The sequence below is a fragment of the Sphingomonas sp. GlSt437 genome (assembly GCF_048015635.2).
GTDB lineage: Bacteria > Pseudomonadota > Alphaproteobacteria > Sphingomonadales > Sphingomonadaceae > Sphingomonas.
Map to the genome: position 1 here is coordinate 316,014 of NZ_JBPGYA010000003.1, position 14,182 is coordinate 330,195.

Genomic DNA, 14,182 nt, shown 5'->3' on the forward strand with positions numbered 1-14,182 from the left:
ACTGATGGGCTAGGATTTAAGCCACTTCGTTGTTTCGCGGCTTAAAGCTGGACTTTAGCCCCACGCATTTCTGCCATTTTCGCCCCTTGAAGCGGCGATAAAGCGTCCCAAATATGCGGCGTGCGGCGCCGAAACGGGCCGCGCAACTGGGGATGTCGCGCACTTTCGGGCATCCCGACGTTCATGTTGCTCAGATGAGGAGATGAAAATGCGTCAGATCGATTTGACTCCCTTCCGCCGCTCGACGATCGGTTTCGACCGGCTGTTCGACCTGCTGGAAGCCAGCGCTCGCCAGGCGGCGAGCGACAATTACCCGCCCTTCAATCTCGAGCGCGTGGCGGAAGACCGCTACCGCATCACGCTCGCCGTCGCCGGTTTCGGTCGCGACGAAATCGAGATCACCGCGCAGCAGAACCTGCTGCTGGTCAAGGGCAAGAAGGATAACGCCCAGGGCGACAACGCCGCTTTCCTTCACCTCGGCATCGCGACGCGCAGCTTTGAGCGCCGTTTCGAGCTCGCCGATTTCGTGCGGGTCGAGGACGCGCGGCTGAACGACGGCCTGCTGACCGTCGACCTCGTCCGCGAAGTGCCCGAGGCGATGAAGCCCAAGACCATCGCGATCAAGACCGGCGCGCCGCTGAAGGCGATCGAGTCGGGCAATGAGAGCGCGGCGGCTTAAAGCTGCTTCAAACTAGGTAAGAGTTGGGCGCCCGAGGCAACTGCTTCGGGCGCCCTTGTTGGAAGCGGCATCGGCCCAAATTGTGGCTGTTACGACGGCCAATCGGCTTGCCAGAAATTCACTGTTCGGACAGCATGTCTGGATGGGTAAATTGCAAAATTACAGAGCACTGGGGTGCTGCCTGCTTTTCACGGTCTCGGCATTGCATTTACCTGCCGAGACGCAGGCGGCGGGCCAAGCTCGGTTGGTTCTCTTCCCTGGCGTAATCCATTCGCTTTCGTCGCCGGACGGCTCCGGTGCCCGCATCTTCTACAGACCGCATATAGACCGGGATGGTAGTCAGGCGGCCTCCGTCTTTTACGAGGATAGCCGTGGTCATCATGTCCAAGTTGCAACTGTGAGTCGCAACTTGGGCGTCAGTTGGTCACCCGATGGACAGCGCGTGTTCTTGCAGAACAACTGGGGTAGTAACGGCGCCGATTGCTATGTTCTCACCCGCACCGCTACAGACGTCTCGGGGTTAGCCTGTTCAAGATTATTCAGAAATCACCAGGGAATCCGAAGGGAGCAGAAAAGCCATCAGCCGCTCACTATTATGTGCATTGTCGCAAATGGCGGTCGGCACATCAGGTCGAGGGCGTGGTAGATGGACACACTGACACAAGCCCAGGCCATGGTTTCGATCATCGGTTTACTTACGATGCCAAAATCAAGCGGATAACGTGGCGATCTTGAAATGAGCAGCAAGGCTGATCGGTCAACGATTTAAGCCGGTTTTTTCGACCCAAGCGTAACCAGTAATCGCCTAAACCAACCGGCTCTGCCGCACCGCCGCTTCGATGAAGCTCTTGAACAGCGGGTGCGGGTCGAACGGCTTCGACTTCAGCTCCGGGTGGAACTGGACGCCGACGAACCACGGATGGTCAGGCCGCTCGACGATTTCGGGGAGCGTGCCGTCGGGCGACATGCCGCTGAACACCAGCCCGCCCTTTTCGAGCAGGTCGCGATAGCCGGTGTTGACTTCATAGCGGTGGCGGTGGCGCTCGGAGATTTCGGTCGCGCCATAGATTGACGACACCACGCTGTTGCCGTCGAGCCGCGCTTCATAGGCGCCCAGCCGCATCGTGCCGCCCAGATCGCCGTTCGCCTCGCGCTTTTCGAGGCCTTCCTTGCCCATCCATTCGGTGATCAGGCCGACGACGGGCTCGGGCGTCGGGCCGAATTCGGTCGAGCTGGCTTCAGCGACGCCGCCCAAGTCACGCGCGCCTTCGATGCACGCCATCTGCATGCCGAAGCAGATGCCGAAATAGGGAATCTCCCGCTCGCGCGCGAAGCGGACGCTGGCGATCTTGCCTTCCGCCCCGCGCGAACCGAACGCGCCGGGCACGAGAATGGCGTGGAGCGGCTCCAGCCGGGCAGCGACGTCGCTGTCGGGCTGTTCGAACAGCTCGGCATCGATCCACTCGATATTGACCTTCACCCGATTGGCGATGCCGCCATGGACGAGCGCCTCGTTGAGCGACTTATAGGCATCCGGCAGGCCGACATATTTGCCGACCACGCCAACGGTCACTTCGCCTTCGGGGTTGGTCAGGCGATCGACGATATCGGTCCAGCGCGAGAGATCGGGCTCGCCATCGGGCGTGATGCCGAAGGCATTGAGCACGGCGTCGTCCAGCCCCTCGGCATGATATTGCGCCGGCACGGCGTAAATACTGCTCGCATCGAGCGCCGGGATCACTGCCGATTTGGGCACGTTGCAAAACAAGGCGATCTTGGCGCGCTCGCTCTCGGGCAATGGCCGCTCGCAGCGGCAGACGAGCACGTCGGGCTGCACGCCCAGCGCCGCCAGTTCGCGCACCGAATGCTGGGTCGGCTTGGTCTTGAGTTCGCCCGCCGCCGAGATGAACGGCACCAGCGTGACATGGATGCTGATCGAATTGCCACGCCCCAGATCGTTCCTCAGCTGGCGGATCGCCTCGATGAAGGGCAGCGATTCGATATCGCCGACCGTCCCGCCAATCTCGCAAAGCACGAAATCGAGGTCCTCGGTCTCGGCTTGGGCGAAGCGCTTGATCTCATCGGTCACGTGCGGGATGACCTGCACCGTCGCGCCGAGATAATCGCCGCGCCGCTCGCGCTCGATGATCGTCTTGTAGATGCGGCCCGACGTGATGTTGTCCGACTGGCGTGAAGCAACACCAGTGAAGCGCTCATAATGGCCAAGGTCGAGGTCGGTCTCCGCCCCGTCATCAGTCACATAGACTTCGCCATGCTGATACGGGCTCATCGTGCCCGGATCGACATTGAGATAGGGATCGAACTTCCGGATGCGGACGCGATAGCCGCGCGCCTGGAGGAGGGCCGCAAGACTTGCCGCCATCAGACCCTTGCCAAGCGAGGAAACCACGCCGCCGGTAATGAAAATGAACCGCGCCATGGGACCATCCGCCTAGCCGCGAAACGCCCGGCCCGACAAGCGCCCGAATCCGTTTTCAACCAAAAAAATTGTGGGGCTCGGCCGCCGGCCCGGCTAAGCCTTTGTTCCGAGGGGAATTGAGCTCAACGCTGCAGCGGCACCGCGCCGTTATCGGCCGGCGCGGGCGCAGGGGCAGCGCCGTTGGCGGCAAGCGCAGCAGCCGCGGCAGCCGATCCGCTTTGGCCCAGGCTTCCCGGCACCGGCGGCGCGGCGGCAGGCGCGACGGGCGCCGCCGGCGCGGTGCGCGCCGCCGAGGTGTCGATCGCGGTCGAATGGCGCATCGCTGCCAGCACCGCGAGGATGATCGACAGCGACACAAAGGCAGTCGCCAGCACGGCGGTCGTCCGCGTCAGGAAATCCGCCGCGCCGCGTGCCGACATCAGGCCCGAAGGGCTGCCGCCGGTGCCAAGGCCGCCACCTTCGGATTTCTGCATCAGGATGATACCGACCAGAGCGGCGGCAACGAGGGCCTGGACAACAAGGACAAATGTGAGCATCGGCGGCGCGATCGACTTTGCTTTATGGGAAATGAGCGCGCGACATAGGCGCGTCATTGCCCGGGATCAACACCGTGGCGAATTTGCGCTTGGGCAGTCGGCACGGCAATGCAACCAAATCCGCTGCCCATCGTTACGACTTGCGGTGTCGCCATAGGTGCGGCGATGTCGAGTAGCGTGGGAAACAGTCATGATCGAGCTTCAGTTCAACACCCGCAAGCCGTTGGCGGAATGGATGACGTCGTTGGTCGGCTATGTCCGGTCGGGCGAGCCTGATCTTACCAATCGCCAGATGGCGCTGCTGATGGTGGTCTACCTCGAAACCGGACCCCACACGGTGCGCGGCCTCGCCAAAGCGCTCAACGTCTCCAAGCCCGTGGTCACTCGCGCCTTGAACAGGCTTGGCGCCCTCGGCTATCTGCGCCGCGAACGTGACGATCGCGATCGGCGTAATATCTATGTTACGCGGACGACCGAGGGGGCGAAGTTTCTTGAAGAATTCGGGCATTTCATCGGCGAAGCCGAACCCTACGCACATCGGGTCGCCCCGTCCTAACCAGTTTGCGCTGCGCGGCCATTCGGTCGCGCTCGACCCCAAGCACAATGCAGTGCGGCCCGATCTCGCCGATATCCGCCTCGCCGAATACGTATTCGCGCCCCATTATGCCGCACCGCTGGTAATGACGGTAACGCGCGCGGCGCCTCTGTTGGCGGCGCCCGCCATGGAGGCCGAGACGCTGGGCACGCTGAATACGGGCGATATTTTCGAAGCGCTGGATATCGCCTCGGGGCGTGTGTGGGGCATTGCTCCCGGCTTGGGCCTGGTCGGCTATGTCGATCGCCACGCGGTGGAGATCGCCGGCCCGGCGGCATCCAACGAGCAATGACGCCGACGGTCTTCATTGACGGGGCCGCCGGCACGACCGGGCTGGAAATCCACCAGCGGCTCGCCGATCGCACCGACATCACGCTGGCGGTGCTCGACGATCAGCGCCGCAAGGATGAGCGCGCCCGCGCCGAGGCGCTGAATGACGCCGATTTCGTCATCCTCTGCTTGCCCGACGATGCAGCGCGTGACGCCGTCGCGATGATCAGGAATGATCGGACGCGGGTGATCGACGCGTCGACCGCGCATCGCGTCGCTGATGGCTGGACGTATGGCTTCCCGGAACTGTCGCCCGTGCAGTTGGCGCGGATTGCGGATGCCGCCCGTGTCAGCAATCCCGGCTGTTACCCGACCGGCTTCCTCGCGCTCATCGCGCCGCTGGTGCGGGCCGGATTGGTGCCCGCCGATTGGCCGCTCTCGGTCAACGCCGCGTCGGGCTATTCGGGTGGCGGCAAGGCGATGATCGCGGAGTTCGAGCCTGGTCCGCCGCCCACGGCCTATCGCGCCTATGCCCTTACCGCCGCGCACAAGCATGTGCCGGAGATGCAGGCGCATGCGAGCCTGTCGCGCCCGCCGATCTTCCTGCCCTCGGTCGCCAATAGGTATCGCGGCATGATCGTCGAAGTGCCGCTGGCGCTGGCGGCAATGCCCAAGCTGCCGCTCCATGGCGACCTGCTCGCGGCGCTCCACGCGGCTTATGCCGATAGCCCGCTGATCGAGGTGGTGCCGAACGATGCGGCGATGGTGATGATCGAGGAAAATGCCGGCACCGACCAGATGACCCTGCGCGTTGCCGGGACGGCGATCGACGGTCAGGCCCGGCTGATCGCGACGCTCGACAATCTCGGCAAGGGCGCGTCGGGCGCGGCGGTGCAGAATCTCAACATCATGGCCGGGCTCGACCCCCTGGCCGGTCTTTCGCTGCGGGGGAATTGATCGATGCGCGATGCCGTGGCGAAACTGCTCTTGTTCGGCGCGACTGGCGATCTGGCGCAGCGCATGCTGCTGCCGTCGCTTTACGGCCTGCACGCCGATGACTTGCTGCCCGAGGGGCTGACAATCACCGGCACGGCGCGCTCCGATCATGACGATGCGAGCTTCCGCGATTTTGCGGCGAAAGCGCTCGACACCTTCGTGCCGGCGGATCGCAAAAATGCCGAGGCGACGGCGAGCTTCCTCACGCGCCTGCATTACCAGCCGCTCGATGCGTCCAAGACCGACGGCTTTGCCGATCTCGCCGTCAAGCTTGGCGACATCTCGGGCGGCCTCGCGATTTTCCTGTCGACCGCGCCGTCGCTGTTCCGTCCGACGATCAAGGGGCTCGAAGCAGCCGGTCTCGCTGGCGACAAGGTGCGCATTGGCCTGGAGAAACCGCTCGGCCACGATCTCGCCTCGAGCCGTGAGATCAACGATGCCGTCGCCGAGGTTTTCCCCGAAAGCCGCACCTTCCGCATCGACCATTATCTCGGCAAGGAAACCGTCCAGAACATCCTGGCGCTGCGTTTCGGCAACATGCTGTTCGAGCCGATCTGGAACGCGGCGGGCATCGCCAACATCCAGATTACCGTCTCCGAAACCGTGGGGCTCGAAGGCCGCGCGGGCTATTATGACGGCTCGGGCGCGCTGCGCGACATGGTGCAGAACCACATGCTCCAGCTGCTCGCGCTGATCGCGATGGAGCCGCCGGCAAGCTTCGACGGCACCGCGATCCGCGACGAGAAGGTCAAGGTACTGCGCTCGCTGCGCCCGATTACCGAAGCCGAAGCGCCGCAGCTGACCGTCACCGGTCAATATGGCGCGGGTGCGGTGAATGGCGCGGCGGTGAAGGGCTATCTCGACGAACTCGGCCAACCCTCCGACACCGAGAGCTTCGTCGCGATCAAGGCGAATGTCGATAATTGGCGCTGGCAGGGCGTGCCATTTTACCTGCGCACCGGCAAGCGCATGCCGACGCGACAATCCGAGATCGTCGTGCAGTTCAAATGCGTGCCGCACTCGATTTTTGCGGAACGTGGCGGCCGGCTGAAGCCCAATGCGCTCGTCATCCGCTTGCAGCCGCAGGAATATGTCCGGCTGCTGGTGATGGCGAAGGAGCCGGGGCTCGATCGCGAAGGCATCCGCTTGCGCGAAGTGCCGCTCGACCTCAGCCTCGACGCCGAATTCGCCGGCACGCAACGACGCATCGCTTATGAACGGCTGCTGCTCGACCTGATCGAGGGCGACCCGACCTTGTTCGTCCGCCGCGACGAGGTGGAAGCGCAATGGACGTGGATCGACCGCATCCGCGCGGGCTGGACAGCGAACGCCATGCGGCCCAAGCCCTATACCGCCGGCAGCTGGGGCCCCTCCGCCGCGATCGCCTTGACCGAGCGCGATGGGGTCACCTGGCAGGATGAGTGACCTCGCGCCACCAACCCGTTGACCCTACACGACCCACCCTGGAGACCAAGTGATGACCGAAATTGAATGGTGGGACTATGAAGATGCCGACGAAATGGCCGACGCCGTTTCGGGCGATATCGGCTTCATCATCGACAGCGCGATCGATGCGCGCGGCGGCGCGGTCATCGCGCTCGCTGGCGGCAAGACGCCGCTGCCCATTTATGAACGCCTTGCCAAGGCCAAGATCGACTGGAAGCGCGTGACAATCGTGCCGACCGACGATCGGCTGGTGGCGATGGGCGATCCGCTGTCCAACGTCACCGCGATCGGCAAGATCTTCATCCCCAGGGGCGCGCGCGTCGTGCCGATCACCAGCGAAGCGGCGGCGGATTACAAGGCAGCGGGGCGCGCGGCGGATGCGCGGCTGCAGGACGTCCATTGGCCGCTCGACCTGTGCCTGCTCGGCGTCGGCGCCGATGGCCATACCGCCTCGATCTTCCCCGGTCCCGATTTCGACGAAGCGGTCAACGGCCCCAAGGATCGCCGCGCGACCGGCGTCATGCCCGATCCGCTGCCGCCCGAGGCGCCCGTCGCGCGCGTGACGCTGACTCGCGCCGCGATCGTCTCGGCGCGTGCGCTGATCATCGCGGCGAGCGGCGACGCCAAGAAGCAAGTGATCGAACGCGCGATCAAGGACGGGCCGATGTCGCCCTACCCCATTGGTCGCGTACTCGCCGATGTCGAGCTGCCGGTCGATATCCACTGGAGCGAGTAGCATGAGCCTCCACCCCGAGATCGCCGCCGTCACCGATCGCGTGATCGAGCGCTCGCGGCCGACGCGCGAGGCGTATCTCGCGCTGATCGAGCGCGAGCGGCGGGGTGGGGTCGATCGGCCGGTGCTCGGCTGCGCCAATCTCGCGCATGGCTTTGCCGGCACCGAGGAAGATCGCGAGACACTGAAAAGCGGCCGCGCGATGAACATCGGCATCGTCACCGCGTACAACGACATGCTATCGGCGCACGCGACTTATTATCGCTACCCCGAGCAGATGAAGGTGTGGGCGCGTGAGGTGGGCGCAACCGCGCAAGTCGCGGGCGGCGTGCCGGCGATGTGCGACGGCGTGACGCAAGGCTATCCGGGCATGGAGTTGTCGCTGTTCAGCCGCGACACGATTGCGCTCTCCACCGCAATTGCGCTCAGCCACGGCATGTTCGAGGGCGCGGCGTTGCTCGGCATCTGCGACAAGATCGTGCCGGGCCTGCTGATGGGCGCGCTGCGCTTCGGCCATTTGCCGATGATCCTGATCCCCGGCGGGCCGATGCCCTCGGGCCTCGCCAATAAGGAAAAGGCCAAAGTCCGCGAGCTTTACGCCGAGGGCAAGGCCAGCCGCGACGAACTGCTCGACAGCGAGATCGCCGCTTATCACTCCAAGGGCACCTGCACTTTTTACGGCACCGCTAATTCCAACCAGATGATGATGGAGATGATGGGGCTGCACATGCCCGGCGCCGCTTTCGTCAATCCCGGCACCAAGCTGCGCCAGGAATTGACCCGAGCGGCGGTGCATCAGCTGGCGAAGATCGGCTGGGAGGGCGATGATTACCGCCCGCTGGGCCATTGCGTCGACGAGAAAGCGATCGTCAACGCCGCGATCGGGCTGCTTGCAACGGGTGGATCGACCAATCACCTGATCCACTTGCCCGCGATCGCGCGCTGCGCCGGCATCGTCATCGATTGGGAGGATTTCGATCGACTGTCGCGCGTCGTGCCGCTGCTTGCGCGCGTTTATCCAAACGGCTCGGCCGACGTGAACGGGTTCGAGGCGGCGGGCGGCCTGCCGTTCGTGATCCGCGAGCTGATCGATGCGGGCCTGCTCCATCGCGATATCCTGACCGTCGCGGGCGACGATCTTGGCGACTATGGGCGCAAAGCGGGGATCGAGGGCGAGGCGTTGCTGTGGACCGACCCCGGCGAGACGCGCGACGACACCATCCTGCGCCCCGCTGCCAACCCCTTTTCGCCCGAGGGCGGCTTCCGCATCCTGGCGGGCAATCTCGGCCGCGCCTGCATCAAAGTCTCTGCCGTCGAGCGTGAACGCTGGACCATCGAGGCGCCGTGCCGGGTGTTCGAGGATCAGGCAGCGGTGCAGGCCGCGTTCAAGGCGGGCGAGCTCGATCGCGATGTCGTCGTCGTCGTCCGCTTTCAGGGGCCGCGCGCCAACGGGATGCCGGAACTGCACAAGCTGACGCCGCCGCTCGGCGTGCTGCAGAACCGGGGCTTCAAGGTCGCGCTGGTGACCGATGGGCGGATGTCGGGCGCATCGGGCAAAGTGCCGGCGGCGATCCATCTCTCGCCCGAAGCGCTGGGCGGCGGCCCGATCGCCAAGCTGCGCGATGGTGACGTGGTGCGCGTGTGCGCCGAGACCGGGCAGCTTGAGGCATTGGTCGACGGCATCGAGTGGGACAACCGCGCCCACGCCCAACCGCCCGCTGAGGCGAATGGCACAGGTCGCGAGCTGTTCGGGCTATTCCGCCACCATGCCAATGAAGCGGAGCTCGGCGGCAGCCCACTCCTCGCCGCGATGGAAGGCTAAGGCGTGGAGGTCGTCGCGGTCGATATCGGCGGCACCCATGCGCGCTTCGCGATTGCGGAGGTGGCCGGCGGCCGCGTCGTGTCGCTCGGCGACCCCGTAACCTACAAGACCGCCGAGCATGGTAGCCTGCAGCTCGCCTGGGAGCATTTCGAGCGCGATGCCGGCCGCGCCTTGCCCCGCGCCGCCGCGATTGCGGTTGCCTCGCCGGTCGGCGGTGAGGTGATCAAGCTCACCAACAATCCCTGGGTGATCCGCCCGGCGCTGATCAACGAGCGCCTCAACGTCGATCAATGGGTGTTGATCAACGATTTCGGCGCGATCGGCCATGCCGTCGCGCAGGTGCCGCAGGACCAGTTCCAGCATCTGAGCGGCCCGGACGTGGCGTTTCCGGAATTGGGCGTGCTGACCGTCTGCGGACCGGGGACGGGGCTCGGCGTCGCGCAGGTGTTGCGGACAAGCGCCGGCTATCATGTCCTCGAAACCGAAGGTGGCCATATGGATTTCGCGCCGCTCGACGCGCTCGAGGATGCGCTGCTCAAGCGACTGCGCAAGAGCTTCACGCGCGTCTCGGTCGAACGCATCGTCGCCGGGCCCGGCATTGTCGGCATTTACGAGACGCTTGCCGAGATCGAAGGGCGCGCGATCCGCCGGCTTGACGACAAGGCGATCTGGGCGGCCGCGCTCGATGGATCGGACAGCCTGGCGCTCGCCGCGCTCGATCGCTTCTGCCTCAGCCTTGGCGCCGTGGCGGGCGATCTGGCGCTGGCGCAGGGCGCCAAGGGCGTGGTGATCGCCGGCGGGCTTGGCTTGCGGCTCAAGGATCGCTTTGCGCAATCCGGCTTTGCCGAGCGGTTCGTCGCGAAAGGGCGATTCCAGTCGATGATGGCGTCGCTGCCGGTCAAGCTCATCACACATCCCCAGCCCGGCCTGTTCGGCGCAGCGGCGGCCTTTGCCCAGGAGCACAGCCGATGAACGGCATCGAAACGATCATGCGGACGAGCGCGGTCATCCCCGTGCTGGTGATCGACGACATCGACGCTGCCGTGCCGCTGGCGGAGGCTTTGGTGAGCGGTGGCCTGCGCGTGCTCGAAGTTACGCTGCGCACGCCCGTAGCGCTCGATGCGATCCGCGCGATGAAGCAAGTGCCGGGCGCGATCGTCGGCGCCGGCACGGTGGTCAATACCGAGCAATTCGATGCGGTGATGGCGGCCGGCGCCGAATTCATCGTGTCGCCGGGATTAACCGAGCGCCTCGCAACCCCGATCCTCGAAAGCGGCGTGCCCTATCTGCCGGGCATCGCCAATGCGGGTGACATTATGCGCGGGCTGGATTTGGGGTTGGAACATTTCAAATTCTTCCCCGCTGAAACCAGCGGTGGCCTGAAAGCGCTGAAAGCGCTCGCCGCGCCGTTCTTCCAATGCAAATTCTGCCCGACTGGCGGCATCAGCGCCGCGACGGCGCCCGACTGGCTCGCGTTCGATCCGGTGCTGTGCGTCGGCGGCAGCTGGGTGACGCCCAAGGGCGCGACGATGGCAGAGGTACGCGCGCTGGCCACAGCAGCGGCGGGGCTGCGCGCCTAGCAATGGTGTCGATCCCGGCGCCTGCCATTCGCGGTGATCTGCGCGCCGGCGATGGCAATTTCGACGCCGCGATCGGGCCAGACGGCATCATCGGCGTCACCATCCGTGATGTATGGACCAATGCGCAGGTCGATCGATTCTTCGATGCGACCGATCCGCTGCGTCGCGCGGTTCGTGCCGCCCATGGCCGCGTGCTGCAGCTGGTTGTGGTCGAAACGGTGCAGCCGCCGGCGGTTGCGCTCCATGTCCGCAATTGCACGGTGGCGGTGAAGCTGCCGGGCGATCGCAATGCCTTCGTGGTGGCCAGTCAGCTGTCCAAACTGCAGATCACGCGCCTGGCGACGACGCGCAATTTCGGGCTATTCACCGACCGACTGGTGGCGCGGCAATGGTTACTCGCGGAGCCACCGCCAGCCAGCTAAATCCCATGCGCGGCGCGATAGGCGCGCCACTTCGCGACATTAGCGTTGTGCTCGGCAAGCGTGTTGGCAAAGACATGGCCGCCGCTGCCATCCGCCACGAAATAAAGCGCCGGGCTGTCCGCCGGGTTGAGCACGGCATCGATGCTGGCACGACCGGGATTGCAGATCGGCCCGGCCGGCAGACCTGTCATCGCATAGGTGTTATAGTCGTTCTTCGCCTCGACTTCCGATTTCAGGATGCGCCGGCCGAGCGGCTTGCCCTTGGTGAGCGGGTAGATGATCGTCGGGTCGGCCTGCAGCATCATTCCCTGCTTGAGCCGATTGGAATAGACTGCCGCGACCATCGGCCGCTCCTCGGGCTTGCCGGTTTCCTTCTCGACGATCGAGGCGAGGATCAGCGCCTCGCGCGCCGTTTTCACCGCGATGTTCGGCTTGCGATTGTCCCAGGCGACCAGGAGATATTTCGCCATCGCGCGCTGCATCCGCGCCAGCACCTGCGCACGCGAATCGCCGCGCTGATAGGCATAGCTGTCTGGGAGTACTGTGCCCTCGACCGGGGTCTCGACATCGCCGGTCAGCTCGTCGGCGGCTATCAGCCGCTCCTTGACCAGGATCGACGGCAAGCCTTCCGGGATCGTCACGAATCGTTGCAGCGTCTTGCCGCCTTGCAGCAGCTTCAGGATATCGGCGGCGCTCAAATGCGCGGGGATGCGATATTCGCCCGACTTGATCGGGGCATTGGCGCCAAATATCTTGGCATAAAGCCGGAAACGCGCCGCCGAGCGGATCGCGCCTTTTTCCTCCAGCCGATCGGCGATGTTCGACAAGCTCGATCCGTCGGTCACGTCGAAGGTGATGTTGTGCGGCGCCGGCCCGCGCCCGCCCCAATCCTGCGCGACCGCGAACAGGAAAGCGAACGCACCCAGCACCAGCAGAAAGCCGAAACAGCCCAGTCTGCGGATCATCGCTGCTTCCCCTCCCGAACCCCGAAAACGCTTAAACCGCCTTCATCACCAGGCTGGCGTTGGTGCCGCCAAAGCCGAACGAGTTGTTGAGCACCGCCTTCACCGAACGCTGCTTGGCGACGTGCGGCACCAGATCGACGCCCGCGCAATTCTCGCTCGGATTGTCGAGGTTGAGCGTCGGCGGCACGATCTGGTCGCGCAGCGCCAGGATGCAGAAGATGCTCTCGACCGCGCCGGCGCCGCCGAGCAAATGGCCGATGGCCGATTTGGTCGAGCTCATCGACAGCGTACCGATCGCATTGCCGAACAGCCGGCGCACTGCGTTCAGTTCAAGCTCGTCACCCAGCGGGGTCGAAGTACCGTGCGCATTGATATAGTCGATATCGCCCAGCGACAGGCCCGACTTCTTCATCGCCATTTCCATCGAGCGATACGCGCCCGAGCCTTCGGGATGCGGCGCGGTGACGTGATAGGCATCACCCGACAGCCCGTAACCGATGACTTCGGCGTAGATTTTGGCACCGCGCTTCTTGGCGCGCTCATATTCTTCGAGCACGACGACACCGGCGCCCTCGCCCATCACGAAACCGTCGCGATCGCGGTCATAGGGGCGGCTGGCGCGCCATGGTTCGTCGCGAAATCCGGTCGACAGCGCGCGTGCCTGGCCGAAGCCGGCAATGCCGATCGGGCAGATCGCCCCTTCCGCGCCGCCGGCCAGCATCACATCGGCATCGTCCATCGCGATCATTCGCGCCGCGTCCCCGATCGAATGCGCGCCGGTCGAACACGCCGTCACGACCGCATGGTTCGGCCCCATCAAGCCATATTTGATCTGCACCTGGCCGGTGATGAGGTTGATCAGCCGGCCATGGACGAAATGCGGGCTGACCCGCTTCGGCCCCTTATGCTCGAGCACCAGCGACTCGCTTTCGATGCCCGGCAAGCCGCCAATCCCCGAGCCGATCGAGCAGCCGGCACGGAAGCGGTCCGCCTCGGGCATGTCAGTCAAGCCGGCGTCTTCCAGCGCCTGGCCTGCCGCATCGATGCCGTAGACGATGAACGGATCGACCTGGCGCTGCACCTTGTGATCGACGCGCTTGTTGGCATCGAAGCCATAGGCGTGATCGGCCGGCTTCACTTCGCAGGCGTAATTGCTATGGAATTCAGTCGCGTCGAAGCGCGTGATGGTGCCCGCGCCCGATTTGGCGGCGATCAGGTTCGCCCAGGCGGTTTCGACATCCGCCCCCAGCGGCGTGACAAGGCCGAGGCCGGTTACGACGACGCGACGCATCGCATTCTCCACAAAATCCGGTGCCCCAACGGCACTGAGGGTATCAGCACCGATCGCACCAATTGAAAAACGGCTCCCCGCCCCCTTCTAGTCCCGGGGCGGGAAGCCGCGCAATTCATGATGACGAGCCCGAACCGGCTCGACAAAGGCGAACCAGGGTTCAGCCCTTGTGCTCGTCGATATAATCGATCGCATCCTTGACGGTGCCGATCTTCTCGGCCGCGTCATCGGGGATCTCGACGCCGAATTCTTCCTCGAACGCCATGACCAGCTCGACAATGTCGAGGCTGTCAGCGCCCAGATCGTCGATGAAGCTTGCGTCTTCGGTCACCTTGTCGGCTTCAACGCCGAGGTGCTCGACGACGATCTTCTTCACGCGATCGGCGGTCTCGCTCATATGCACGTCC

Annotated in this window: 15 protein-coding genes; 10 read left to right on the forward strand and 5 right to left on the reverse strand. The window is 64.6% G+C overall.

Annotation, left to right across the window (positions count from 1 at the left end):
- Window positions 1–208 precede the first annotated feature (208 nt).
- Entirely contained in the window at window positions 209–679 is a 471-nt protein-coding gene (locus ACLB0R_RS15520) for an Hsp20 family protein (protein ID WP_416644254.1), read from the forward strand.
- An 805-nt stretch (window positions 680–1,484) separates the two neighbouring features.
- Here ACLB0R_RS15520 and ACLB0R_RS15525 read toward each other — a convergent pair.
- Window positions 1,485–3,119 carry a CTP synthase gene (locus ACLB0R_RS15525; protein ID WP_416644255.1) on the reverse strand — a complete coding sequence of 545 codons (1,635 nt, stop codon included), beginning with the start codon at window positions 3,117–3,119 and terminating at the stop codon, window positions 1,485–1,487.
- A 122-nt stretch (window positions 3,120–3,241) separates the two neighbouring features.
- Window positions 3,242–3,655 carry a preprotein translocase subunit SecG gene (secG, locus tag ACLB0R_RS15530; RefSeq protein WP_416644256.1) on the reverse strand — a complete coding sequence of 138 codons (414 nt, stop codon included), beginning with the start codon at window positions 3,653–3,655 and terminating at the stop codon, window positions 3,242–3,244.
- Window positions 3,656–3,890: 235 nt separating this feature from the next.
- Here secG and ACLB0R_RS15535 point away from each other — a divergent pair, with 235 nt between their 5' ends.
- Genes ACLB0R_RS15535 through ACLB0R_RS15575 form a run of 9 tightly spaced genes read left to right on the forward strand, consistent with a single transcriptional unit; the run spans window position 3,891 to window position 11,519 of the window.
- Window positions 3,891–4,211, forward strand: a complete 321-nt coding sequence (locus ACLB0R_RS15535; protein ID WP_416644374.1) for a MarR family transcriptional regulator — start codon at window positions 3,891–3,893, stop codon at window positions 4,209–4,211.
- Entirely contained in the window at window positions 4,147–4,542 is a 396-nt protein-coding gene (locus ACLB0R_RS15540; RefSeq protein WP_416644257.1) for a hypothetical protein, read from the forward strand. Before ACLB0R_RS15535 ends, ACLB0R_RS15540 begins: the two co-directional genes overlap by 65 nt.
- Complete coding sequence (gene argC, locus ACLB0R_RS15545) at window positions 4,539–5,477, forward strand: N-acetyl-gamma-glutamyl-phosphate reductase (RefSeq protein ID WP_416644258.1); 939 nt, start codon at window positions 4,539–4,541, stop codon at window positions 5,475–5,477. The genes ACLB0R_RS15540 and argC overlap by 4 nt, the downstream gene beginning before the upstream one ends.
- Window positions 5,478–5,480: 3 nt before the next feature.
- Entirely contained in the window at window positions 5,481–6,941 is a 1,461-nt protein-coding gene (zwf, locus tag ACLB0R_RS15550) for a glucose-6-phosphate dehydrogenase (RefSeq protein ID WP_416644259.1), read from the forward strand.
- A gap of 52 nt (window positions 6,942–6,993) precedes the next feature.
- A complete protein-coding gene (pgl, locus tag ACLB0R_RS15555; protein ID WP_416644260.1) occupies window positions 6,994–7,698 on the forward strand; it encodes a 6-phosphogluconolactonase in 705 nt (234 codons plus the stop codon).
- A gap of 1 nt (window position 7,699) precedes the next feature.
- Complete coding sequence (gene edd / locus ACLB0R_RS15560; protein WP_416644261.1) at window positions 7,700–9,517, forward strand: phosphogluconate dehydratase; 1,818 nt, start codon at window positions 7,700–7,702, stop codon at window positions 9,515–9,517.
- Window positions 9,518–9,520: 3 nt separating this feature from the next.
- On the forward strand, window positions 9,521–10,489 hold the full coding sequence (gene glk, locus ACLB0R_RS15565) for a glucokinase (RefSeq protein WP_416644262.1): 969 nt from the start codon (window positions 9,521–9,523) through the stop codon (window positions 10,487–10,489).
- Window positions 10,486–11,097 (forward strand): bifunctional 4-hydroxy-2-oxoglutarate aldolase/2-dehydro-3-deoxy-phosphogluconate aldolase, encoded by a 612-nt coding sequence (gene eda / locus ACLB0R_RS15570; RefSeq protein WP_416644263.1) that lies wholly within the window; start codon window positions 10,486–10,488, stop codon window positions 11,095–11,097. The genes glk and eda overlap by 4 nt, the downstream gene beginning before the upstream one ends.
- Before the next feature lie 2 nt (window positions 11,098–11,099).
- Complete coding sequence (locus tag ACLB0R_RS15575; RefSeq protein WP_416644264.1) at window positions 11,100–11,519, forward strand: hypothetical protein; 420 nt, start codon at window positions 11,100–11,102, stop codon at window positions 11,517–11,519.
- On the opposite strand, the gene mltG is transcribed toward ACLB0R_RS15575, so the two are convergent.
- The 3 genes from mltG to ACLB0R_RS15590 all read right to left on the reverse strand — a co-directional run bounded on the left by mltG (window position 11,516) and on the right by ACLB0R_RS15590 (window position 14,172).
- A complete protein-coding gene (gene mltG, locus ACLB0R_RS15580) occupies window positions 11,516–12,481 on the reverse strand; it encodes an endolytic transglycosylase MltG (RefSeq protein WP_416644375.1) in 966 nt (321 codons plus the stop codon). The genes ACLB0R_RS15575 and mltG overlap by 4 nt on opposite strands.
- 34 nt (window positions 12,482–12,515) lie before the next feature.
- On the reverse strand, window positions 12,516–13,775 hold the full coding sequence (gene fabF, locus ACLB0R_RS15585) for a beta-ketoacyl-ACP synthase II (RefSeq protein WP_416644265.1): 1,260 nt from the start codon (window positions 13,773–13,775) through the stop codon (window positions 12,516–12,518).
- Between the two features lie 160 nt (window positions 13,776–13,935).
- Window positions 13,936–14,172 carry an acyl carrier protein gene (locus tag ACLB0R_RS15590; protein ID WP_416644266.1) on the reverse strand — a complete coding sequence of 79 codons (237 nt, stop codon included), beginning with the start codon at window positions 14,170–14,172 and terminating at the stop codon, window positions 13,936–13,938.
- Window positions 14,173–14,182: the final 10 nt, after the last annotated feature.

What these genes read in the sequence shown, in the direction of transcription:
- secG (WP_416644256.1), bottom strand. Translation starts at nt 3,655, where the DNA reads ATGCTCACATTTGTCCTTGTTGTCCAGGCCCTCGTTGCCGCCGCTCTG.
- ACLB0R_RS15590 (WP_416644266.1), bottom strand. Translation starts at nt 14,172, where the DNA reads ATGAGCGAGACCGCCGATCGCGTGAAGAAGATCGTCGTCGAGCACCTC.
- zwf (WP_416644259.1), top strand. Translation starts at nt 5,481, where the DNA reads ATGCGCGATGCCGTGGCGAAACTGCTCTTGTTCGGCGCGACTGGCGAT.
- eda (WP_416644263.1), top strand. Translation starts at nt 10,486, where the DNA reads ATGAACGGCATCGAAACGATCATGCGGACGAGCGCGGTCATCCCCGTG.
- argC (WP_416644258.1), top strand. Translation starts at nt 4,539, where the DNA reads ATGACGCCGACGGTCTTCATTGACGGGGCCGCCGGCACGACCGGGCTG.
- ACLB0R_RS15535 (WP_416644374.1), top strand. Translation starts at nt 3,891, where the DNA reads ATGACGTCGTTGGTCGGCTATGTCCGGTCGGGCGAGCCTGATCTTACC.
- ACLB0R_RS15575 (WP_416644264.1), top strand. Translation starts at nt 11,100, where the DNA reads ATGGTGTCGATCCCGGCGCCTGCCATTCGCGGTGATCTGCGCGCCGGC.
- fabF (WP_416644265.1), bottom strand. Translation starts at nt 13,775, where the DNA reads ATGCGTCGCGTCGTCGTAACCGGCCTCGGCCTTGTCACGCCGCTGGGG.
- edd (WP_416644261.1), top strand. Translation starts at nt 7,700, where the DNA reads ATGAGCCTCCACCCCGAGATCGCCGCCGTCACCGATCGCGTGATCGAG.
- pgl (WP_416644260.1), top strand. Translation starts at nt 6,994, where the DNA reads ATGACCGAAATTGAATGGTGGGACTATGAAGATGCCGACGAAATGGCC.
- ACLB0R_RS15520 (WP_416644254.1), top strand. Translation starts at nt 209, where the DNA reads ATGCGTCAGATCGATTTGACTCCCTTCCGCCGCTCGACGATCGGTTTC.
- ACLB0R_RS15525 (WP_416644255.1), bottom strand. Translation starts at nt 3,119, where the DNA reads ATGGCGCGGTTCATTTTCATTACCGGCGGCGTGGTTTCCTCGCTTGGC.